This is a genomic window from Ruegeria sp. BG10 (assembly GCF_056538575.1).
Genome location: NZ_JBQFTI010000001.1, coordinates 1,072,476 through 1,093,643, shown reverse-complemented (window position 1 = coordinate 1,093,643; position 21,168 = coordinate 1,072,476). Strand labels below are relative to the sequence as shown.

Here is a 21,168-nt window from a genome sequence, read left to right as displayed (position 1 = left end):
CATTAGTCTTCGCATATTCTTCATTGAATCGCCTCAACGCCCTTGCAGCGGTTTTGAAGTCTCTATAATACGCGTCCTCACGGGTGATTAGCTCAGTGGTAGAGCGCTTCGTTCACATCGAAGATGTCAGGAGTTCAAATCTCTTATCACCCACCATTTTCCCTGCGTGTTTCCGCAAACGACAGAGTCACTTTCTAACACTTCGTGGCATTTAGGTGTACTGCCGTTTAACTCAGGCTAGACAACTACTGGTCAACGAAAAAGGGCGGGGAAAACGCCCCGCCCTTTCGTAGTCTCATCGTTGTTCAATGCGCGGTGGCGGATGCGCCGCTTCCGTCCGAAGTGACTTTGGCCGCAGCGGCCGCAGCTTCTTCTGCGGCCTCGTCCCAATCCACCGCTTCGGGGGTTCGAACCAGCGCCTGTTTCAGAACTTCCGAAACATGAGTGACCGGAATGATCTCCAGCCCCTCCTTCACGTTGTCGGGAATTTCGGCCAGATCCTTTTCGTTTTCTTCCGGGATCAGAACCGTTTTGATTCCACCGCGCAACGCAGCCAAAAGCTTCTCTTTCAGCCCGCCAATCGGCATCGCATTGCCGCGCAGCGAAACCTCTCCGGTCATCGCAATATCCTTGCGCACCGGAATTCCGGTCAGCACGGACACGATCGACGTCACCATGGCAAGGCCGGCCGACGGACCATCCTTGGGCGTCGCCCCGTCCGGCACGTGAACGTGGATGTCCAGCGTGTCGAATTTCGGCGGCTTTACCCCGATCTGAGGTGAGATAGACCGCACATAAGAGGAAGCCGCATCGATGGATTCTTTCATCACATCGCCCAGCTTGCCGGTGGTCTTCATCCGCCCCTTGCCGGGCAGTTTCAGCGCCTCGATATGCAACAGGTCGCCGCCCACTGACGTCCAGGCCAGACCAGTGACCACACCGACCTGATCGTCCTGTTCGGCCAGACCGTAGCGGAATTTGGGCACGCCAAGGAAATCGTCAAGGTTGTCCGGCGTCACCTGCACGGTTTCCGCCTCTTTCTTGATGATCTTGGTCAGCGATTTCCGCGCCACTTTGGCGATCTCGCGCTCAAGGTTCCGCACGCCCGCCTCACGCGTGTACGTGCGGATGATCTTTTGCAGCGCCTCGTCGGTCAGTTCAAATTCCTTGGCCTTGAGGCCGTGGTTCTTGATCTGTTTGGCGATCAGGTGCTGCTTGGCGATCTCGCTCTTTTCCTCTTCGGTGTAACCGGCTAGCGGAATGATCTCCATCCGGTCCAGCAGAGGTCCGGGCATGTTGTAGCTGTTCGACGTGGTCAGGAACATCACGTTGGAAAGGTCATATTCGACCTCAAGATAGTGATCCATGAACGTGTTGTTCTGTTCGGGGTCCAGCACTTCCAGCATGGCCGAAGCCGGGTCGCCACGGAAGTCCTGCCCCATCTTGTCGATCTCATCGAGCAGGATGAGCGGGTTCGTGGTCTTCGCCTTTTTCAGCGCCTGAATGATCTTACCGGGCATCGAACCGATATAGGTCCGGCGGTGGCCGCGAATTTCGGATTCGTCGCGCACCCCACCCAACGAGATGCGGATGAACTCGCGTCCCGTGGCCTTGGCCACCGATTTACCCAGCGAGGTTTTACCCACACCCGGAGGTCCAACAAGGCACAGGATCGGTCCTTTCAGTTTTTTCGACCGCTGCTGAACTGCCAGGTATTCGACGATCCGCTCTTTGACTTTCTCAAGACCATAGTGGTCGTCATCAAGGATTTCCTGTGCCCGGCCCAAATCCTTTTTGACGCGGGATTTGGTGCCCCACGGCAGCGACAGGATCCAGTCCAGATAGTTGCGCACGACCGTGGCCTCAGCCGACATCGGGCTCATGTTGCGCAGCTTTTTCAGCTCGCCTTCCGCCTTTTCGCGTGCCTCTTTGGACAGCTTTGTCTCGTTGATCTTGGCTTCCAGTTCGGTAACCTCGTTGCTGCCGTCCTCACCATCGCCAAGCTCCTTCTGAATGGCCTTCATCTGCTCATTCAGGTAATACTCGCGCTGCGTCTTCTCCATCTGGGATTTAACGCGGGTCTTGATCTTTTTCTCGACCTGCAGAACCGACATTTCGCCCTGCATCAGCCCATAGACTTTTTCAAGCCGTTCGCTGACGGACAGGGTTTCCAGCAGTTCCTGCTTTTGCTCAACCTCGATGCCCAGATGACCGGATACCAGATCGGCCAGCTTGGCCGGTTCGGCGGTTTCACCAACGGCAGTCAGAGCTTCTTCGGGAATGTTCTTACGCACTTTGGCATAGCGCTCGAACTCATCCGCGACAGTGCGCAACAGCGCTTCGGTTGTGGTCACATCGCCCGGAATTTCGGTCAGGTACTCGGCACGGGCCTCGAAAAACTCTTCGTTTTCAAGGAACTCGGTAATCTGCACGCGGGCCTGACCTTCGACCAGCACCTTGACCGTGCCGTCGGGCAGCTTCAGCAGTTGCAGAACGTTGGCCAAAACGCCCGAGCGGTAGATGCCCTCCACCACCGGGTCGTCATCACCCGGATCAATCTGGCTGGACAGCAAAATCTGCTTGTCGTCCTGCATCACTTCTTCCAGCGCGCGGACGGATTTTTCCCGACCCACGAACAGCGGCACGATCATATGTGGAAAGACCACAATATCGCGCAGCGGAAGTACGGGGTATGAGGAATTCAGGGGCTCTTGCATGCTCAATCCTTATCGTTGGCAAGACGGCTCTGGTCCCTATTTAAGGCAACGCCCGGCCGTCTCCTGTCTTGGACGATAAAGGTGGGGCCTCATCGCCCTTTTTCAACCTTACCGCCATGTAACATGATTCAGAATGAACCGAGCTTTTGCGGACTGCAAGGCGTCCGGCGCATATATCCACTGAATTTCACAAAACATGCAGGCATGCCTGAAAAAGCACGCGTCAGAACAACCTCTGCACTGCCCGCGACAGGAAAAAGCCGTGACCGTCCTGGTTCCTGCACTCCAACCCTTTTTTCGAGGAATGGCATACGAACCCACCAAACCTTCCGGTTACGCCATATTCGGCCCTGTCAAAGCCATTTCGATTGCGGTCCAGCGGGCGACACAACATCTGAGCGGGCCCGGTGCTATACATGAAAAAGACGTGACCCCAGTCGGATTGGCAATTCGTCGGGCGCGGCAAGGCCGGCGCGCCGCGGCGTTCGATAATGGTGCAGTAGATATCCGAGGCATTCACGTCCTGGCCAACCGAACACTGGATGTTTTCGGAAGGTGTTTCAAACGTCCAGACATCCGCATACAGCCCGGTGGAAAAGACAACAAATACACCCAATGGAGCAAGGAAACGAGGCATCGAAATCTCCGGCAAAAACACAATAATTGTCTTGAATAATCGTGTGGCAGATTACCAAAACACCCGCGCTTTGTCACCAAAGGGCCGGCCCGTCAGAGGGGCTCGATATCTCCCTGCGCTCGTTGCGCATGGAACTCAGCCTGCCAGGTGTCGAACGTCCCGGCAGCGATTGCATCCCGCATGCCCTGCATGATCTCTTGAAAATAATGCAGGTTGTGCCAAGTCAGCAGCATCCCCGAAATCATCTCGTTGGCCCGGAAGACATGGTGCAGATAGGCCCGCGAATAGTTTGAACAGGCGGGGCAGGAACACGCCTCATCCAGTGGTCGCGGATCATCGGCGTGTCGGGCGTTCTTGATGTTTACCACACCAAACCGGGTGAAAACCTGCCCGGTGCGCCCTGACCGCGACGGCAGAACGCAATCCATCATGTCGATGCCACGCGCGACGGCGCCGACAATGTCGTCGGGCTTGCCGACCCCCATCAGATAACGTGGCTTGTCCTCTGGCAGGAAGCCGGGCGCATAGTCGAGGCAGTCGAACATGGCCTCCTGCCCCTCGCCAACGGCCAGACCACCGACCGCATATCCCTCGAACCCGATCTGTTTCAGCGCCTCGGCGCTTTCTTCCCGCAGGTCCATTTCCAGACCGCCCTGCATGATCCCGAACAGAGCGTGCCCCGGACGGTCCCCAAACGCCTCGCGCGATCGGTCAGCCCACCGCATCGACAGGCGCATCGACTCGGCGATGCGGTCGCGATCAGCCGGTAAGGCCGGACACTCGTCGAAACACATGACGATATCGGACCCCAGCAGGCGTTGGATCTCCATCGACCGCTCGGGTGTCAGCTCGTGCTTGGACCCGTCGATATGAGATTTGAAGGTCACGCCCTTTTCGGTCAGCTTGCGCAACCCGGCCAGCGACATGACCTGAAACCCGCCCGAGTCCGTCAGGATGGGCCGTTCCCAATTCATGAACTTGTGCAACCCGCCCAGCCGGTCGATCCGTTCCGCCGTTGGGCGCAGCATCAGGTGATAGGTGTTGCCGAGCAGAATGTCCGCCCCGGTCGCACGAACGCTTTCCGGCATCATCGCCTTGACCGTAGCCGCCGTACCCACAGGCATGAAGGCCGGGGTACGCACCTCGCCCCGCGGCGTGTGAATCGCACCGGTTCGGGCCTTGCCATCCGTGGCCTTCAGGTCAAATGAGAAACGTTCGGTCATGGGCTCGCCTTAGGGTCGCTGAACCGGGCAGCGTTTGCCCGATCTGTGCCGTCATTGCAACCCGTCAGGGCAGCGACGCAACGCGTTCGGTAAACAGATGAACTACCCCTGCCCCGTCAACGTCCCGGCACACGCGTACGGACGGGCGCGTCGAAACCGGGCGTGTCGCGCCGATCTCAGTGCCTTCCAGAACGACCTTCAATCCTGTTTCAACCATGTCAAACATCGGTGCGTGCGTGCAGGCGATCACAGCGGTCGAATCGTGCAAACCGCAGCCTTCCAGCCCACCGACCTCTTTATAGAACTTCAGGTAGAACCGCGAGATGTCGCGCAGGAACGCGCCCATGTCCGGCGAACGGGCGGCCAGCGCCTCGAAATCGGCGGTCTCGTAAAGCGTCTTTAGCGTGACATCCAGACCAACAACGACGATGTCGGGGGGTGCGGCGAACACTTCGTCCGCGGCACGGGCATCGTGATAGATATTGGCCTCGGCATGCGCGGTAATGTTGCCCGGGCAATAGACCGCCCCGCCCATGATCACCAGACGTCTGATATTGCGCGCGAAATCCGGATCCAGCCGCATCGCGTCGGCGATATTGGTCAGGGGACCGACGGCACAAACAACCAGTTCGCCTTTGTGCTGGCGTGCCATCTCGACCAGAAACTCGGCCGCAGGCAGCGGGTGGTTCGACCCGATCTCGGGAATGTCCGTAATATCGCCGAACCCCTCGGGGCCATGGACATGTTCAGAAGGATCGTGACCTTTCGCGCCCATGGCAAAAGGCGCGCCTTCGGCCACCGGGGCATTTAACCCCAGTTTATCCAACAAGAACCGGGCATTGCGGCTGGATTGGTGCACATGCGTGTTGCCGAAGACAGTTGTCAGCCCAATCAGGTCAATTTCCGGGGCGGCGGCGGCATAGGCAATCGCCATTGCGTCGTCTATGCCGGGGTCAGTATCGATGATCAGTTTCATACCAGCCCGATACCGCAAACGGCGCGGGATGCAAAGCGGCCACATTCGCAAAATACCACGTCGCATCCACAACTTCAGAGATTTGCATCCACGCGCAATCTCTCCATACCAGAGTTGAAATTGAGCGACTCAACTCCCAAATGTATACTGTAGTACACAATAAACGAGGACAGATATGACCGAAGACCAGATTATAGGATTGATAACGTCGAATATCATTTACGTGCTTGCCGCCGTTCTGATCATCGCCGTTATCTTCAAGGGCGTAAAAATCGTCCCTCAATCCGAAAAATACGTGGTCGAACGGTTCGGACGCCTGCATTCGGTGCTTGGGCCCGGCATCAACTTTATCGTTCCTTTTCTAGATGTTGCGCGTCACAAGATATCCATTCTGGAACGTCAGCTTCCTAACGCGACGCAGGACGCGATCACCAAGGACAACGTTCTTGTGCAAATCGACACCTCGGTCTTTTACCGCATTCTGGAACCGGAAAAGACAGTTTACCGTATCCGCGACGTGGATGGCGCGATTGCGACGACGGTGGCTGGGATTGTGCGGGCCGAGATTGGTAAAATGGACCTGGATGAGGTTCAGTCCAACCGGGCGCAGCTGATCGAACGGATTCAGGAAAGCGTGGAAACCGCCGTGGACGACTGGGGCATCGAAGTGACCCGGGCCGAGATTCTGGACGTTAACCTGGATCAGGCCACCCGCGACGCGATGTTGCAGCAGCTGAACGCCGAACGTGCCCGCCGGGCGCAGGTGACCGAAGCCGAAGGTCAGAAACGCGCTGTCGAACTGCATGCGGATGCTGAGCTGTACGCGGCCGAGCAAACCGCGAAAGCGCGCCGCATTCAGGCCGAGGCCGAGGCTTACGCCACGGGTGTCGTTGCCAAGGCCATTCAGGACAACGGTATTGAGGCTGCACAGTATCAGGTTGCACTGAAACAGGTCGAAGCGCTCAACGCGCTGGGTAACGGGACCGGATCGCAGACCATCGTGGTGCCTGCCAACGCCCTTGAAGCCTTTGGCGACGCCTTTAAGATGCTGCGAGGAGGAAAGTAATGGCCGATCCCTTCTGGTTGACTTGGTGGCTGTGGCTTGCGGCAGCGCTTGCTCTGGGCATTCTTGAGATCTTCCTGCCGGGGTTCATCTTTCTGGGCTTCGCGATAGGTGCCGCGGCAACCGGGCTTCTTCTGGCCATACCCGGCCTAGCCCCGTCGCTGCCTATCCTGCTGCTGGTCTTTGCAGCCTTGTCACTGATTGCCTGGCTGGTCCTGCGGCGCATGTTTGCCCTGCCCCACGGTCAGGTCAAAACCTTCAATCACGACATCAACGATTAAACCTGACTGGCGCCCGTATTGGGCGCCATCGCACCTCTGGACGATGGCTCTGGTATTCCCTATATAATCTCTCAGGAAACAGACCCGAGGCACGAATGACTCATCCGAGTGAACAGTTTGAAGGCACCCCCCTGATCGCGCCTTCGACCATTGAGCATCCCCTGTACGAGCCGGTGGTAGAAGCCTGCCGGACGGTCTATGACCCTGAAATCCCGGTGAATATCTACGATTTGGGCCTGATCTACACGATCGACATCGCGCAGGATAACGCTGTGAAGGTCATCATGACCCTGACGGCCCCCGGATGCCCGGTCGCCGGCGACATGCCGGGCTGGATCGTCGAAGCCATCGAACCGGTTGCGGGCGTCAAGGAAGTCGACGTCGAACTGACATGGGAGCCGCCCTGGGGCATGGAGATGATGTCGGACGAAGCCCGGCTTGAACTGGGCTTTATGTAAACCCACATCAGGTCCCGCACATAATCCCCTGTCTTAAAAGCTTTATGTGCCTGTCACATATCTGAAAGGTTACCGTCACAAGCATTGTGAATAGTTCGCGCGTGCTAGCGTCTGGCCTCAGGCAATTCGCTGCGCGGGCCGACAGTACATATTCCGTCCCCCCAGAGCACCGGCCTGAATGAGAGACCGCTCTTGCCCGAGAGCGGTCTTTTCTTTTTGGCAGATACTGTCGTTACATTCGGCTATTCCACGCCGCATTTGGATTTGATTTCAGCCGCGCGTTCATCCAGGGCCTTCACGTAGTCGCCCGACAGCATGGACAGCCTCTTGTTCTCGGTCCCGGTGATCAGACCCAAAAGCGCGCCGGCTGGTAAAATCGAAACTACGCTTTCCACTTGCTGGTCCTGAGCGTGCTTCTTTTCCGCGGCGATCGCCCTCAGGTCGCCCTCGGCGGTTGCGCAATTCACCGGATGCCGCTTGTCAGTCGTCTCGGCCAAGGCGGGACCACCCACCAAAACCGCACAAAGGATTGCCGGTAAAGCTTTGCTTTTCCTCAATATGTGAAAGTTCCCCATCAAATCTCACCCTTCATGGAACTGACTCAATTCAACTTCAACTCCGTGCGCTCAGGCTACGAGGACCTTGTTTCAAAAAGCAAGCGTCATTGGATCGGGAGCAATACAATCACTGCCTTTCCGAGCGAAAAAGTTAGGTAAGCAGGGCTGCTGTGTCTTGAGGCCACCGCCCCGCGGCACTAGATTGGTATCGACGCGCGACAACGGAGACCACCATGTTCGGCATTCCCGGCAAGCAAGCCGTGACCATGACACCTAAAGCTGCTGAGCAGATTGCGCGCCTAATGGCATCAGGCGGCCATGCCGGCCTGCGCATCGGTGTCAAGAAAGGTGGTTGCGCTGGTATGGAATATACCATGGACTATGTCGATCAGCCGGATGCGAATGATGAAGTCGTCGAACAGGACGGTGCGCGGGTCATGATCGCTCCGATGGCGCAGATGTTCCTGTTCGGCACGGAAATCGACTATGAGGTGTCCTTGCTGGAATCCGGCTTTAAGTTCCGCAACCCGAATGTCGTCGATGCCTGCGGGTGCGGTGAATCGATCAAATTCGACGAAGGGATTTCGTCTCAGGGCTAGGCTGTCGCCTGCAGGTGGACGTAAGTCTCGTTAAAGCGCTGTGTCAGGTGATCCCCCGCCCGGATGACGTTGCCTGAAGCCGGCGGTGCGACGTTGGTGTCGTAGGACGGGTTAAAGAACAGCGGGACCGACAGGCGTTCCTGGGTGCCGCCGACAACCCGGTGAAGCGTTGCCTTGACCTGACCGGCTGTCCAGAACTCCAGCATCTCTCCGAAATTGATGACGAAGGTGCCAGGCGCGGCCTCGACCCGCTCCCAGCTCATGTCCGGCATGCAGACCTCAAGGCCCGAAGTCCCGTCCGTTGCAAGCAGGGTCAGGCATCCGTAATCCGTGTGGGCCCCTATCCCAAAGTCTTTTTCGCCGGCCCAGTCCGGGCGCTGCGGATAGAAATTGCCGCGCAGCAACGCCATGGGTGTGTCGAAGGCGGTATCGAAACTGTTCTCATCACGACCCAGCGCCACCGCAATTGCACGCAAAACGCGCATCGCAACGGCGCAGGCATCCGTATAGTAGCCCTGTATCGTCTCTCTGAAACCCGGCAGGTCTTGCGGCCACAGGTTTGGGGCATAGACACTCAGGCCCGCGCCCGAATAAGGGCTGGCCTCGGGCACTTCGTAGCCGCAATCAAAGACCTCTTTGTAATCCGGGTTCGCCGCCGGGTCGACCTGTTCGGACTGTGACGCGCCCCAACCACGGTTGGAGCCGGTCGCGGCCATATCAACCAGCCTTTTCCGGGATTCCGGCAGGTAAAAGAACGTGCGGTACGCATCGAGGACACGGCGCACCCGGTCGCCATCCATCCCGGTATTGGACACAGTCAAAAAACCCACATTCCCAACTGCGCGCATCAGTTTGGTCAGCTCGGACGGATCACAACGATCCAGCTTATCCAGATCAAGATTTTCGATCATTCTGCCTCTACCTCTTTGCGGCGGAACCTGCCGTTTTGTTTCCTGCTCCGCAACCGGAATTGTCAGACCGGACAGTCAGTGCTATCCGGTTTTTGAATGCAGGATTTTCAGGGGGACTGAGCGATGCGGCGCAAGCTGGCGGCTGGCAATTGGAAAATGAACGGAACCGCTGCGGCGCTGAGCGAGTTGGAGGATCTGGCGCGCTCTTTTCCGACGCCCTCGGTCGATGTGTTGATTTGCCCTCCGGCAACGCTGCTGCACCGCGCTGCCGAGACCGTGAAAGGTACCGGAATCGCCGTCGGTGGTCAGGACTGCCATGCGGCGACCTCAGGTGCCCATACGGGCGACGTCAGCGCCGAGATGCTTGCGGATGCTGGTGCCGGATCGGTGATCCTGGGCCATTCCGAGCGCCGCGAGGATCACGGAGAGCAAAACGAGGATGTCCGCGCCAAGGCGCGCACGGCGATGGATGCCGGGCTGATGACCATCATTTGCGTAGGCGAAAGCCTGGAACAGCGCGAGGCGGCCAATACGCTGGATATCATCGGCGGTCAGATGTCGGGGTCGATTCCCGATCAGTCGACAGGCGAAAACCTTGTGGTCGCCTATGAACCGATCTGGGCCATTGGCACCGGCAAGGTTCCGACGCTGAACGAAATTGGTGATGTTCATGATTTCATGCGGGCCCGGCTGGAACGTCGCTTTGGCGAAGGCGTTGGGCGCTCGGTCCGGCTGCTGTATGGCGGATCGGTCAAACCCTCGAACGCCGCAGATATCTTTGGGGTTTCGAATGTGGATGGCGCCCTTGTCGGTGGCGCCAGCCTGAAAGCGCAGGATTTCTCGGGCATCATCGAAGCCCTGCAAAGGGCCTGAGCGCGTGCTCAGGCCAGCTTCATCGTCACCAGCCCAGACACGATCAGTACAGCCGCGATGATCCGGGCCGCGTTCAGCGTCTCGCCCAGAAGCATCACACCGACCAAGAACGCGCCGACCGCACCGATGCCGGTCCAGATGACATAGGCTGTGCCCAGGGGAAGCGTGCGCATCGCCATGGCCAACAGGCCGAACGATCCGATCATGGTCACCCCCATGATGGCCGTGGGCCAGATGCGCGTGAAACCGGCGGATTGCTTCATTGCAACGGCCCAGACAACTTCAAGAAGACCGGCAAGCAAAAGATATATCCAGGACATAAGGACCCCTCATATGAAACCGGGTCGTCCCGGTTTTCTGCCCGTTTTGGGGAGGTCGTCCTCTGCCCTTCACATAAGCAACGCGGGCCGTGAATCAAGGCTCGCTGGCGCGGTCGGGTCAAATTAAGAAATCTGTCATCCGAAGTTTACGTTGGGCCGATATCCGGCCCGCGAAGATCGCGACCGCGAACTCCGGAGCAAGAATGCCCAAAAACGCCCGAGCTAAACACAGAACCTGTATCCTGTGCATGAAATGGGGCGAGGTCTTTGGGGCGGACAACGTCAACACGCTCTACAGTGCGGTTCGCGATCAGTTGAGCGTGGGTCATAATTTTATCTGTATCACGAACGATCCCCGCGGGCTGGATCTCGGAATCCTATGCCATCCGCTCAGCTTTCCTCAGATGGCGCGGCCTGACTGGCAAAACGGTCGCTGGCCCAAACTGCTGATGTTTGACGAAAAGATTGCCGGCCACTATGAGGTCGCGCTGTTTCTGGATCTGGACGTGCTTGTCACCGCAGACATCGAACCGCTGATCGACACGGTCAGAAAGCGCCGTGGGCTGTTTCTGATGCCCAAGTTTCGCGGCTTTGTATGGCTCTCTATCCCGGCGGTGTTTTGGGATCATGCACCGGCCTTTATGAACAGGGTGACGCGCGGCAACTCGTCGATCGTCGGCTTCGTCCCGTCCGAACAACGGCACCTGTTCGACCAGTTCGACGCCGCCACACATGTCACCAAGTTCGGGAACGACCAGAATTACATCTCGGCACTGGCGCATGACCGGAAATGTTATCCCAAAGGCTGGTGCATCGGCCTTCATCATCTGGTGCCTTATTGGCCCTTTGGGTTGATCTTCAAACAATACAAGAAGATTCCAAAACGCTCGAAAATCGTGATTTTCAACGGCCACCCAAAGCCGTTCGAACTGATTGGCAACGATGTGGGGTATTGGGGATATGGCCGCAGACGTGCCTTTGGCGCTGTCGGTTGGGTTCAGCAATATTTGCAGAAATACAGCACCTGAAAGAACTGAGCCGGCCTAATCTTGGCCGGCTCAGTTTGCTTGTGATCTGACCTAGTTTGTGACGATCTCGGGTCCCATGAACGTGTTGGGCAGGAAGGTCGAAATCCACGGAATGTACGTCACCATGATCAGGAAGACGAACAGAACCGCCAGGAACGGCAACGCAGCCCGCACAACACCCATCATCGGCATCCCCGCGACGCCCGAGGTTACGAATAGGTTCAACCCGACCGGAGGTGTGATCATCCCGATCTCCATGTTCACCACCATGATGATGCCCAGATGGATCGGGTCGATGCCCAATTCGATCGCAATCGGGAACACCAGCGGCGCAACAATCACCAGAAGTCCCGAAGGCTCCATAAACTGACCGCCGATCAGCAGGATCACGTTCACCACGATCAGGAAGGTGACAGGACCCAGACCCGCCGACAGCATGGCGCTGGCGATGTGCTGAGGCACCTGTTCGTCGGTCAGCACATGCTTGAGGATCAGCGCGTTGGCGATGACAAACAGCAGCGTGACGGTCAGTTTGCCAGCCTCGAACAGCGTGTGCTTGGTGTCGGGGTGGAAGAACGCCGTGACCAGCGCATAGGGTTTTCTCAGCAGTGAGATGTTCTTGGCATCCCCTTCGGTGCTCAACGGCCCCATGTCCTTGTAGACAAAGCTGGCAATGAAGAACGCATAAACAGCGGCCACCGCAGCGGCCTCGGTCGGGGTGAAGATACCGCCGTAGATGCCGCCCAGAATGATCACGATCAGGAACAGGCCCCAACCGGCCTCGCGTGCCGAGGCAAAGATTTCGCCCCAACCCTTCCAGTCACCTTTGGGCAGGTTCTTGACCTTGGCCATGACGTAGATGGTGATCATCAGCATCAAACCGGCCATCAGGCCCGGAATGACCCCGGCCAGGAACATCCGGCCCACCGAAACCTCGACCGCGGCGGCATAGACCACCATCACGATAGAGGGCGGGATAAGAATGCCCAGCGTACCCGCGTTACAGATCACACCGGCGGCGAATTCCTTGGAATAGCCGACCTGACGCATCCCCGCGATGACGATGGAGCCGATAGCGACCACGGTGGCAGGGCTGGAGCCCGACAGTGCCGCAAACAACATACAGGCGAACACACCCGCAATCGCCAGACCGCCCGGCAGATGCCCCACACAGGCAATCGAGAACCGGATGATCCGCCGTGCCACGCCGCCCGTTGTCATGAAAGACGATGCCAGAATGAAGAACGGGATCGCCAACAGGGTAAAGTGCCCCTCGAACGCCTCGAAAAGCGTGCCCGCGACCGAAGCCAGCGAACTGTCGGAATAGATCAGCAGGAACAGGGTCGAACTGAGGCCCAGTGCCACCGCAATCGGAACTCCGATCAACAGCAGGCCGATGACCATCGAGAAAAGAAGAATTACGTCCATCAGTCATGCTCTCCCTGCTGAGCCCGGACCTCTTCGATCTCGTCCTCGACTTCGTGGCTGGCGACAAGGCGATCGGTCTCGCCGCGCCAGATCTGCACGGCGACCTGCGAGAAACGGATCACCAACAGCAACATCGAAACCGGCAGCACCAGATAAGGCACGACCTTGGGCAGTTTTTCATACCCCTCGCCGTAGTTGATCAGCCCCTCCAGAAAGCGCAGCGGCGCGACCATTGGGATGTCGTCCACCTCATAAAAGCTCTGACTGCGCGCACCGGTATCAAACCCGGTGGGGAACCAGCGGCCCGAGGTCGGCGGCAGGTCCGCAAACACCGCCCAATAGTCATACGACCCCTTCAACAGCAGCAACGAGAACACCAGACAGCACGCCACCGCGATCAGCGCCAGTATCCGGCGCGGTGCGGGGTTCAGCATGTTCAGGATGGCGTCCACGCCAAGATGCGCGTGTTTCTTTACTGCGTATGACGCGCCCAACAAGACCAGCCAGCCGAACATGAAAACCGTCAGTTCAAGCGCCCATAATATGTTCGAGTTGAAAAAGTACCGCGCGATCACATTGGCAAATGTCACGGCCGTCATCAGGCCCAGCAGCAACGCGATCAGGGTTTCTTCGATATGGTCGACCAGCCCGCCCTGGCCGGATTTCGCACCAGACATCTTTCTGTCCCCGCATTTTCGTGATTGGAGTTCAGGGGCGGGCCTGTGTCAGCCCGCCCGGCCGGCGCGTCGATAACTCCCCAGTCTTCGGACGCGCGGCCTGTTCCGGGATCAGAACCCGGCGTTGATGGCCTGCGCAGCGTCGATCTTGTCCTGACCCACGTCACCGGCGAACTGGTCCCAGACCGGCTTCATCGCGTCGACCCAGGCCTGACGCTGTTCGGGGTTCAGTTCCCGAATGATGCCACCGGCGTCGGTGATCGAGGCTTTGGCCGCTTCGTTCACTGCGAAAGCTTCCTTGTTCCGCTGCTCGGTCACTTCGCCCAGAATGGTCAGGAACTGGTCACGGACTTCCGGATCCAGGCTGTCCAGCCAATCCACCGAGGTTACGACCAGATAGTCGATGATGCCGTGGTTGGTCTCGGTGATGCCGTCCTGCACCTCAAAGAACTTTTTGCCGTAGATGTTCGACCAGGTGTTCTCCTGCCCGTCCACAACGCCCTGTTGCAGCGCGCCGTAAACCTCGGAGAACGCCATCTTCTGCGGGCTACCGCCAATGGCTTCCATCTGCGCCACCAGCACGTCCGAGGACTGCACCCGGAATTTCAAGCCATCCGCATCCACGGGATCTACCAGCGGCTTGTTGGCCGACATCTGCTTCATGCCGTTGTGCCAGAAGGCCAGGCCCTGCAGGCCGCGGCGCTGCATGCTGTCCTTCATCGCCTGACCGTCAGCCGAGGCCTGGAATGCATCCACAGCTTCGATGTTCTTGAACATGAACGGCAGATCGAACAGGCGGAACTGTTTGGTGAACTTCTCGAACTTGGACAGCGACGGTGCGGCCAGTTGCACATCGCCTTGCAGCATCGCCTCCAGCACCTTGTCGTCGTTGTAGAGCGTCGAGTTCGGATAAACCTCCATGCACATCACGCCGTTCATCTCGTCATTCACACGCTGTTCCAGCAGCGAGGCCGCGATGCCCTTAGGGTGTTTGTCGGTGTTTGTAACATGCGCGAATTTGACGACGATTTCGCCGTCTTCGCAGGCCGCCATCCCGGCGGTTGCGGTTACAGTCAGTGCAACTGCCGTTGCAGCCGTTGTCAGGAATTTCATAAGTCTTTTCCTCCCAGACTTCTTCAAATTTCCACTGGGCGCCGAGTCGGCACCGCATGTCGGGAAGTGAACCGAATCGCCGGTTCCGGCTCAACGTTTTGTTTCACCTGCCGCACGATCCGGTTTCGTCCTTCGATTACAATATCTTATAAGTTGCACTTCAGAAGCGAGTATTGCACACCGACACTCCGCGTGCGGATTTTCGCACACGCGTGTGGCGACCTGTGCGGATTTCCGCACACATCCCGAATCGTCTGTAACGAATCGGCTCAACTTCAACCTTGGTGGAACCGCAGCCCGCGTCAGCGGGCTGCCCGGCCCAACGCCTTTAAGCGCATGAAAATGCGCTGAAAGGGTCGGGAGTATTCCGCCGCTACCTGCGGTAATCCTCGGGGCGAATACCGTAGCGGGCCAGTTTGTCATAAAACGTCTTGCGCGGCAGCTTCAGCGCCTTGGCCGCGTCGGCCGCTTTGCCGTTGTGCCGCCCCAGCGCCGCAATCAGCAAAGAACGTTCGACCCGCGCCATCTGTTCGCTCAACCCCAGATCGGTGGCCTGCGACACCTCTTCCGGCATGCCCAGAACAAACCGCATTGCCGCCGACATCAGCGATCGGGCATTGCCCGGCCAGTCGCTCGCCATCAGTGCCGCCATATGTTCCGACGAGATTTCCGGTTCGGCAATTCCGGCCTGCTCAGCTGCCTGCGCAACGTAATGGCGAAAGATCACCGGAATGTCCTCGGGCCGTTCGGCCAGCGACGGAATGCGCACCCGCATGACATCCAGACGATAAAACAGATCCGCGTGAAACCGCCCCTCAGAGGACAAATGCGCCAGATCAGCCGTTGTACCCGCCAGAATGCGCGCGCCCACGCCCTGTTCGACAAGCTCAAGCGCCACGTATTGAGTCGCCTCGGGCATCGCCGAAATCTCGTCTAGAAACAGGGAGCCCCCGGCAGCATCCTCGCACATCCGGACCAATTCACCCGCCGTCAGGCCCGAAGACGGCCTTTTGACAAACGGACCCTGCCCCTGAGGCGACATCAGGTGAACAACCTCGGCCACTTTTGAGATGCCGCTGCCGGCGGGCCCGGTGACCAGAACCTCGGCCCCTGTTGGCGCAACGGACCGGACACGCTCGCGCAGGGCTTCGGCCTGCGGGGACAGGCCAAACAGCAACCGCGCGGCAGGGTCGCCGCGTTCCAGTTCGTGTTTCAGAGCGCGCTGCTCAAGAACCTGTATTCGGCGGGCAAAGGCTTTGCCCAGAACCTCAAGCAGATCGGCTGCGGCGCAGGGTTTTTCAAGAAAGTCAAAAGCGCCCTGCCCCATGGCCTGCACCGCCATGGGAATGTCACCTTCACCGGTCAGCAGGATGACAGGCAGGTCGGGGTCGATGTCGTGCGCATAGTTCAAAAGGTGAAACCCGTCCCGGCCGGGCATGCGAAGGTCCGAGACGATCACGCCGGGAAAATCGGCTCGGATATGATCCTTGGCCGCCACGAACGACCCTGCGGTTACCGGGTCATACTCGGCCAGTTCCAGGGTCTGCGCCAGCGCCTCGCGCACCGCCGCGTCGTCATCGACCAATAGAACTTTGCGGCTCATGTCACCTCGTCTTCCCGGAAATACTCCAGCTCAACCGTGAAAATTGCGCCGGTTTGCGCGTTGGCGCCGCGAATATTTCCGCCAAAGCTTTGCACCAGACCATAAGAGATGGACAGACCCAATCCCATCCCTTCCGAGGACCCAACCGCCTTGGTCGTATAGAACGGCTCAAAGAGTTTTTCCGTATTCTCAATACCCGGACCGATATCCCGCACAGTGACGGCCAGTTTCTGTCCAGTGTTGATTTCAATACGAATAAGCCTTTCGTCCTGTTGGCTCATCGCGTCGGCCGCGTTGTTGATCAGGTTCACAAAAACCTGCACAAGGCGCACTTCTCCGCCCCAAGCGAACACCGGGCTGTCGGGCGCATTCCACTCCAACGTGACGCCATCGGCCCGCAGCCGCGCTTCGGTCAGTTCCACCGCTGTGTCGATCACCTGCACCAGATCAACCTTGCCCATGGGTTCGTTTTCATTGCGGGCAAACGCGCGCAGGTTCTTGATGATCCGCGCCATCCGGGCGGCCATATCGGAAATCCGGGTCAGGTTTTCCGCCGCTTTTCCTTCGCGACCGCGCGTCAGAAACGCGGCCCCGTTATCAGCAAATTGCTGGATCGCCATTAGCGGCTGATTGAGCTCATGGCTGATACCTGCCGACATCTGCCCAAGGGCGCTCAGCTTGCCGGCCTGAATCAACTCTTCCTGCGCGTGTTTCAGGGCCGTCTCTGCTTCCTGACGTTCGTGTACTTCACGCCGCAGGGCAGTGTTCGCAGCCGTAAGCGCGCGCGTTCGTTGCGCAACACGGCTTTCCAGAACGGCGTTGGCCTGCGCCAGCGTTCGGCGTCGTTCGGTCGCCAGAAACAGCAGGGCCCCGAAAGCAAAGCAGATCGCCGCGACCGCTGCCGCCTGCAAACCCGCCAAACGTCGTGCCGGGGCGACATCGACCAGCACCTCGGCGGTCATGTCGATTACAGGCAGGTCCAATGTCAGATGCAGGGCCCGCTGAGGCAAGTAACGGCCCCAGTTCAGCATCCACAACTCATGCCCACCGACATGGGTTGAACTGAACCCGGCCGCGCCATTCCCCGGCGGGTTCAACCCGCGCTGCCCTTCGGATCGCTGCCAGAACAGCAGGTCGGACCGGTTCGAGATAAAGACGATCCCATCCGCGTCGACGAAGAAAACCGCTTCTGTACTGCCGCGCCAAGTCTGCTCCACATCCTGCACATCAGCGACAACCATCAATGCGCCTTCAACCTGCCCGGTGGGACCAAAGGCCGGGGCGGCGTAGGAATAGAAACGCTCGCCGCTGACAGGCTGAACGCCGTGGGCACTGCCCAAGGCCCCCTGCATTGCGCGCTCGAACGCGGGATGCCCGGCCATGCTGTTCCGTGTAACGGGTTGAGCGGCCGACAACACGCGGCCCGTGCGATCCACATACATCATGTTGACCGCCGCCGTCTTATCCGCGACGTCCAACAGCATCGCCCGCGCCGCGTTTTGCTGTACTACAGTTTCCGGCGCGCGCAGAATCGGGTGGTCCGCCATCAGCACCGCCAGTTCCTGATACACCTGCATCTGCGTGCTCAGCCGGTCGGCGGCCAGTTCAAGGTCCGCCTCGGCCTTTTCGCTCAGCTGCGACAGTGCCTGCCGATATCCATAGGACCAGACGCCGGCGGACAACAGCCCGACGGCAAACAGAAATCCCAGGATGACCCAGACCCGTTGCATGACATAGGGTCTTGCATTCAGCGCGCCGCATGGCAAGTCTGCGACGCATGAAGACGGTGTCGCAATCCCCGATCCAGCCGGGTTTCGTTCAGAACCCATACCCGTTTTACGACAAGGCCCGGGCCATGGGCGATCTTGTCTACTGGAGCGATTATGAGATGCCCGCGGCGGTTTCGCACCGGGCCGTTCAGGCATTGCTGAAGGATCGCCGCTTTGGTCGCGAAGTTCCCGCGGAAATGCAGCGCCCCGGACCGGCGCATCTTGCGCCCTGGCTGAATGTCGAGGCCCATTCGCTGTTGGAAGCGGAACCGCCTCGCCACACGCGGCTGCGCGCCCTTGTCATGCGGGCCTTTACTTCGCGCGCGATTGCAGCGCTGGAGCCGTCGATCCGGGACCTTTGCCACAATCTGGTCGACGGGTTCGGAAGCGAACCGTTTGACCTGCTGGATGCCTATTGCACGCAGGTTCCGGTGATCACCATCTGCCGCCTTCTGGGCGTGCCAGAAGAGATGTCGCCAAGCCTTCTGCGCTGGTCGCATGCAATGGTGGCAATGTATCAGGCAAGCAGAACCCGCCAGACCGAGGACGCGGCGGCCGTCGCCTCACAGGAATTTGCCGTATTTCTTGGGGACTATATCGAGCAGCGCCGCAGCGACCCGCAGGACGACCTGATCACCCGCCTGATCGTTGCCGAGGAAGACGGCGAAAAGCTATCCCGGGATGAACTGATTGCCACCTGCATTCTGCTGCTGAACGCAGGTCACGAGGCCACGGTTCATTCGCTGGGCAACGGGATCAAAACGGTTCTGCAACTGGGTGTGGACAAGGTGAACTTTGCGCCGGAAACCATTGACGGAATGGTCGAGGAAATTCTGCGCTATGACCCGCCGCTGCACATGTTCACCCGCTTTGCCTATCAGGACGTCGACCTGTTCGGGCATCAGTTCAAGCGCGGGGATGAGGTGGCTCTGTTGCTGGGTGCGGCGAACCGCGATCCCGCGGTCTGGGCGCATCCGGACATGTTCGATCCCACGCGCCCGGTCGCAACCAATTCCGCCTTCGGTGGCGGACTGCATTTCTGTGTCGGGGCTCCGCTGGCGCGTCTTGAAATGCGGGTTGCTCTGATCGCATTGTTCCAACGATGCCCCGACCTGCGCCTAAGCTCGGCGCCTGAGTTTTCGAATACCTACCACTTTCACGGATTGACCCGGTTGATGGTTCAGGTCTGATCCGGCTCAGCTTTCGATCAGTGCGTTCAATGGCAACATGGTTGTGGATTTGATTTCCTCCATCGACAGCAAGGCCGTGACGTTGTGGACGCGAACTTCAGAGATCAGGCGCTGATAAAACTCGTCATATGCCCGCGCATTCTTGACGCGGACCTTCAGGATATAATCGATATCCCCGGCCAGCCGGTGCGCTTCCTGCACTTCGGGCCGGTCGCGCAATGCTTTCAGAAACTTACGCTGCCATTCCGCCTCATGCTCGGATGTGCGGATCAGAACGAAAAACGTCGCTTCGAACCCCAGCGCCTCGGCATCCAGCAACACGGTTTGCTGGCCAATCACCCCGGCGCCTTTCAACTTGCGGATTCGATTCCAGACCGGCGTCTTGGAACTGCCGACATGCGCCGCGATTTCATCCAAAGATTGGCTGGCATCGCGCTGTAGCTCGACCAGAATTTTCCGATCCGTGTCATCAATCCGCACCGACATTCCAATTTTTCCTTCGTTTTGAAACTTTCGTCCCGTTCGACGGCATTCGCAGAACGGCCGTCCTTATTTGCGCACCCATATGGCGCATATCCGGGAATATTTCCTATATTGCAAGTCAAGTCAAACCAACCCGAGACGGCACATGCAGGTTACGCATTCATATGATGGCACAGGACACGTCGATTTTGTCGGCGCAGGCCCCGGCGATCCGGAATTGCTGACGCTCATGGCGCTGAAAGCCTTCGAGCGCGCGGATGTCATACTGCATGACCGCCTGATCAGTGCCGAAGTTCTGGCGCTGGCCGGCAAGTCCGCCGTTCTGGTTGATGTCGGCAAGGCCGGTTTCGGCCCGTCGTGGAAGCAGGAAGATATCGACGCCCTGCTGGTGGAATACGCCCGGGCGGGACAGCGGGTGGTGCGCCTGAAGTCCGGCGATCCGACGATCTTTGGCCGTCTGGACGAAGAAATCGAAGCGGTCGAGGCCGCAGGCATCCCGTGGCGGATCGTGCCCGGTATCACCGCAGCTTCGGCGGCGGTTGCTGGAATTGGTCAAAGCCTGACCCGGCGCGGACGCAATTCGTCGGTTCGCTTTCTGACCGGACATGACATGAAAGGCTTTGCCGATCACGACTGGAACGCGTTGGCGCGTTCAGGCTCTGTAGCGGCGATCTATATGGGCAAGAAATCCGCCCGTTTCATTCAGGGCCGTCTGATCATGCACGGTGCCGATCGCGCGACCCCGGTCACGCTGGTCGAAAACGCCTCGCGCCCGGATCAACGCATTCTGGCCACGTCGCTGGATCAGTTGCCCGCCGATCTGGCCGCCGCCGAAATGGACGGCCCGGCCCTGACTTTTTACGGCCTCGCTCCGCGCGACGCGGCACAGGCCCTGACCGAATTCAAAAAGGAGCACGCCTGATGGCCCGCGCTTTTACCCCCAAAGTTGTAACCGCCAATGACCTGTTGGAAGGCGACGTGATCTATCTGACCGAGGATGACCGCTGGTCGCGTGACCTGTCCGACGCCGAGCTGATCACCGACGAAGCTCATGCGCAGGTCCGCCTGTTGGATGCCGCGCGTCAGGCGAACAAGATCGTGGGGGCCTATCTGGCCGACGCAGTGGCTGGCGAAAACGGCCCTGAACCCACCCATTTCCGGGAAGATTTCCGCCGCACTGGTCCGTCCAACTATGCCCACGGCAAACAGGAAACTTCCCCGCAGCCCCGGGCTTGACTTTCGGCCCTCTCTCTCCCCTTCAA

22 protein-coding genes and 1 tRNA gene are annotated in these 21,168 nt (G+C 58.8%); 10 read left to right on the top strand and 13 right to left on the bottom strand.

From position 1 onward, the window contains the following. Positions 1–81: 81 nt before the first annotated feature. Positions 82–156 (top strand) — tRNA-Val (locus ACR0D8_RS05340). Between the two features lie 149 nt (positions 157–305). Here ACR0D8_RS05340 and lon read toward each other — a convergent pair. From lon to ACR0D8_RS05320, 4 genes are all read right to left on the bottom strand, one after another. Next, a complete protein-coding gene (gene lon / locus ACR0D8_RS05335) occupies positions 306–2,717 on the bottom strand; it encodes an endopeptidase La (protein WP_480645075.1) in 2,412 nt (803 codons plus the stop codon). 223 nt (positions 2,718–2,940) lie between these two features. Further along, on the bottom strand, positions 2,941–3,354 hold the full coding sequence (locus ACR0D8_RS05330; protein ID WP_480645073.1) for a DUF6636 domain-containing protein: 414 nt from the start codon (positions 3,352–3,354) through the stop codon (positions 2,941–2,943). A gap of 92 nt (positions 3,355–3,446) precedes the next feature. Next, positions 3,447–4,577, bottom strand: coding sequence for a tRNA guanosine(34) transglycosylase Tgt (tgt, locus tag ACR0D8_RS05325; protein WP_480645072.1), 1,131 nt, complete (start codon positions 4,575–4,577; stop codon positions 3,447–3,449). A 64-nt stretch (positions 4,578–4,641) separates the two neighbouring features. Next, positions 4,642–5,553: a nucleoside hydrolase gene (locus ACR0D8_RS05320; protein WP_480645070.1), complete on the bottom strand. Its 912-nt coding sequence runs from the start codon at positions 5,551–5,553 to the stop codon at positions 4,642–4,644. A 175-nt stretch (positions 5,554–5,728) separates the two neighbouring features. Between ACR0D8_RS05320 and ACR0D8_RS05315 the strand changes: the two genes are divergently transcribed. The 3 genes from ACR0D8_RS05315 to ACR0D8_RS05305 all read left to right on the top strand — a co-directional run bounded on the left by ACR0D8_RS05315 (position 5,729) and on the right by ACR0D8_RS05305 (position 7,355). Beyond that, positions 5,729–6,619 (top strand): SPFH domain-containing protein, encoded by an 891-nt coding sequence (locus ACR0D8_RS05315; RefSeq protein ID WP_475160397.1) that lies wholly within the window; start codon positions 5,729–5,731, stop codon positions 6,617–6,619. After that, positions 6,619–6,897 carry an NfeD family protein gene (locus ACR0D8_RS05310; protein WP_475160394.1) on the top strand — a complete coding sequence of 93 codons (279 nt, stop codon included), beginning with the start codon at positions 6,619–6,621 and terminating at the stop codon, positions 6,895–6,897. Before ACR0D8_RS05315 ends, ACR0D8_RS05310 begins: the two co-directional genes overlap by 1 nt. Positions 6,898–6,992: 95 nt before the next feature. Continuing rightward, positions 6,993–7,355, top strand: coding sequence for an SUF system Fe-S cluster assembly protein (locus ACR0D8_RS05305; RefSeq protein WP_475160393.1), 363 nt, complete (start codon positions 6,993–6,995; stop codon positions 7,353–7,355). Between the two features lie 242 nt (positions 7,356–7,597). Here ACR0D8_RS05305 and ACR0D8_RS05300 read toward each other — a convergent pair whose 3' ends face one another. After that, the gene (locus tag ACR0D8_RS05300) at positions 7,598–7,852 is read right to left on the bottom strand and encodes a hypothetical protein (RefSeq protein ID WP_480645068.1); all 255 of its coding nucleotides are present in this window, start codon (positions 7,850–7,852) and stop codon (positions 7,598–7,600) included. Between the two features lie 293 nt (positions 7,853–8,145). On the opposite strand from ACR0D8_RS05300, the gene ACR0D8_RS05295 reads away from it, so the two are divergent. Next, positions 8,146–8,511, top strand: a complete 366-nt coding sequence (locus ACR0D8_RS05295) for a HesB/IscA family protein (protein WP_480645066.1) — start codon at positions 8,146–8,148, stop codon at positions 8,509–8,511. On the opposite strand, the gene ACR0D8_RS05290 is transcribed toward ACR0D8_RS05295, so the two are convergent. After that, the gene (locus tag ACR0D8_RS05290; protein ID WP_480645065.1) at positions 8,508–9,422 is read right to left on the bottom strand and encodes an isopenicillin N synthase family dioxygenase; all 915 of its coding nucleotides are present in this window, start codon (positions 9,420–9,422) and stop codon (positions 8,508–8,510) included. The genes ACR0D8_RS05295 and ACR0D8_RS05290 overlap by 4 nt on opposite strands. A gap of 123 nt (positions 9,423–9,545) precedes the next feature. On the opposite strand from ACR0D8_RS05290, the gene tpiA reads away from it, so the two are divergent. Then, positions 9,546–10,295, top strand: coding sequence for a triose-phosphate isomerase (tpiA, locus tag ACR0D8_RS05285; RefSeq protein WP_480645064.1), 750 nt, complete (start codon positions 9,546–9,548; stop codon positions 10,293–10,295). 8 nt (positions 10,296–10,303) lie between these two features. Here the strand turns inward: tpiA and ACR0D8_RS05280 are convergent, their stop codons facing one another. Next, complete coding sequence (locus tag ACR0D8_RS05280; RefSeq protein WP_480645063.1) at positions 10,304–10,615, bottom strand: DMT family transporter; 312 nt, start codon at positions 10,613–10,615, stop codon at positions 10,304–10,306. 203 nt (positions 10,616–10,818) lie between these two features. Here ACR0D8_RS05280 and ACR0D8_RS05275 point away from each other — a divergent pair, with 203 nt between their 5' ends. Further along, a complete protein-coding gene (locus tag ACR0D8_RS05275; protein WP_480645061.1) occupies positions 10,819–11,643 on the top strand; it encodes a hypothetical protein in 825 nt (274 codons plus the stop codon). A 51-nt stretch (positions 11,644–11,694) separates the two neighbouring features. Here ACR0D8_RS05275 and ACR0D8_RS05270 read toward each other — a convergent pair whose 3' ends face one another. From ACR0D8_RS05270 to ACR0D8_RS05250, 5 genes are all read right to left on the bottom strand, one after another. Further along, complete coding sequence (locus tag ACR0D8_RS05270; protein ID WP_480645059.1) at positions 11,695–13,071, bottom strand: TRAP transporter large permease; 1,377 nt, start codon at positions 13,069–13,071, stop codon at positions 11,695–11,697. Beyond that, a complete protein-coding gene (locus ACR0D8_RS05265) occupies positions 13,071–13,748 on the bottom strand; it encodes a TRAP transporter small permease (RefSeq protein WP_475160378.1) in 678 nt (225 codons plus the stop codon). Before ACR0D8_RS05265 ends, ACR0D8_RS05270 begins: the two co-directional genes overlap by 1 nt. A 111-nt stretch (positions 13,749–13,859) precedes the next feature. After that, positions 13,860–14,861, bottom strand: coding sequence for a DctP family TRAP transporter solute-binding subunit (locus tag ACR0D8_RS05260; RefSeq protein ID WP_480645057.1), 1,002 nt, complete (start codon positions 14,859–14,861; stop codon positions 13,860–13,862). A 373-nt stretch (positions 14,862–15,234) separates the two neighbouring features. Next, positions 15,235–16,464, bottom strand: coding sequence for a sigma-54-dependent transcriptional regulator (locus tag ACR0D8_RS05255; RefSeq protein ID WP_480645055.1), 1,230 nt, complete (start codon positions 16,462–16,464; stop codon positions 15,235–15,237). Further along, entirely contained in the window at positions 16,461–18,194 is a 1,734-nt protein-coding gene (locus ACR0D8_RS05250; RefSeq protein WP_480645053.1) for a sensor histidine kinase, read from the bottom strand. Before ACR0D8_RS05250 ends, ACR0D8_RS05255 begins: the two co-directional genes overlap by 4 nt. A 47-nt stretch (positions 18,195–18,241) precedes the next feature. On the opposite strand from ACR0D8_RS05250, the gene ACR0D8_RS05245 reads away from it, so the two are divergent. Then, positions 18,242–19,423 (top strand): cytochrome P450, encoded by a 1,182-nt coding sequence (locus ACR0D8_RS05245; protein WP_480646361.1) that lies wholly within the window; start codon positions 18,242–18,244, stop codon positions 19,421–19,423. A 6-nt stretch (positions 19,424–19,429) separates the two neighbouring features. On the opposite strand, the gene ACR0D8_RS05240 is transcribed toward ACR0D8_RS05245, so the two are convergent. After that, positions 19,430–19,909, bottom strand: coding sequence for an Lrp/AsnC family transcriptional regulator (locus ACR0D8_RS05240; protein WP_475160370.1), 480 nt, complete (start codon positions 19,907–19,909; stop codon positions 19,430–19,432). A gap of 142 nt (positions 19,910–20,051) precedes the next feature. On the opposite strand from ACR0D8_RS05240, the gene cobA reads away from it, so the two are divergent. After that, on the top strand, positions 20,052–20,828 hold the full coding sequence (cobA, locus tag ACR0D8_RS05235; protein ID WP_480645052.1) for a uroporphyrinogen-III C-methyltransferase: 777 nt from the start codon (positions 20,052–20,054) through the stop codon (positions 20,826–20,828). Next, positions 20,828–21,142 (top strand): DUF2849 domain-containing protein, encoded by a 315-nt coding sequence (locus tag ACR0D8_RS05230; protein WP_480645050.1) that lies wholly within the window; start codon positions 20,828–20,830, stop codon positions 21,140–21,142. The genes cobA and ACR0D8_RS05230 overlap by 1 nt, the downstream gene beginning before the upstream one ends. Positions 21,143–21,168: the final 26 nt, after the last annotated feature.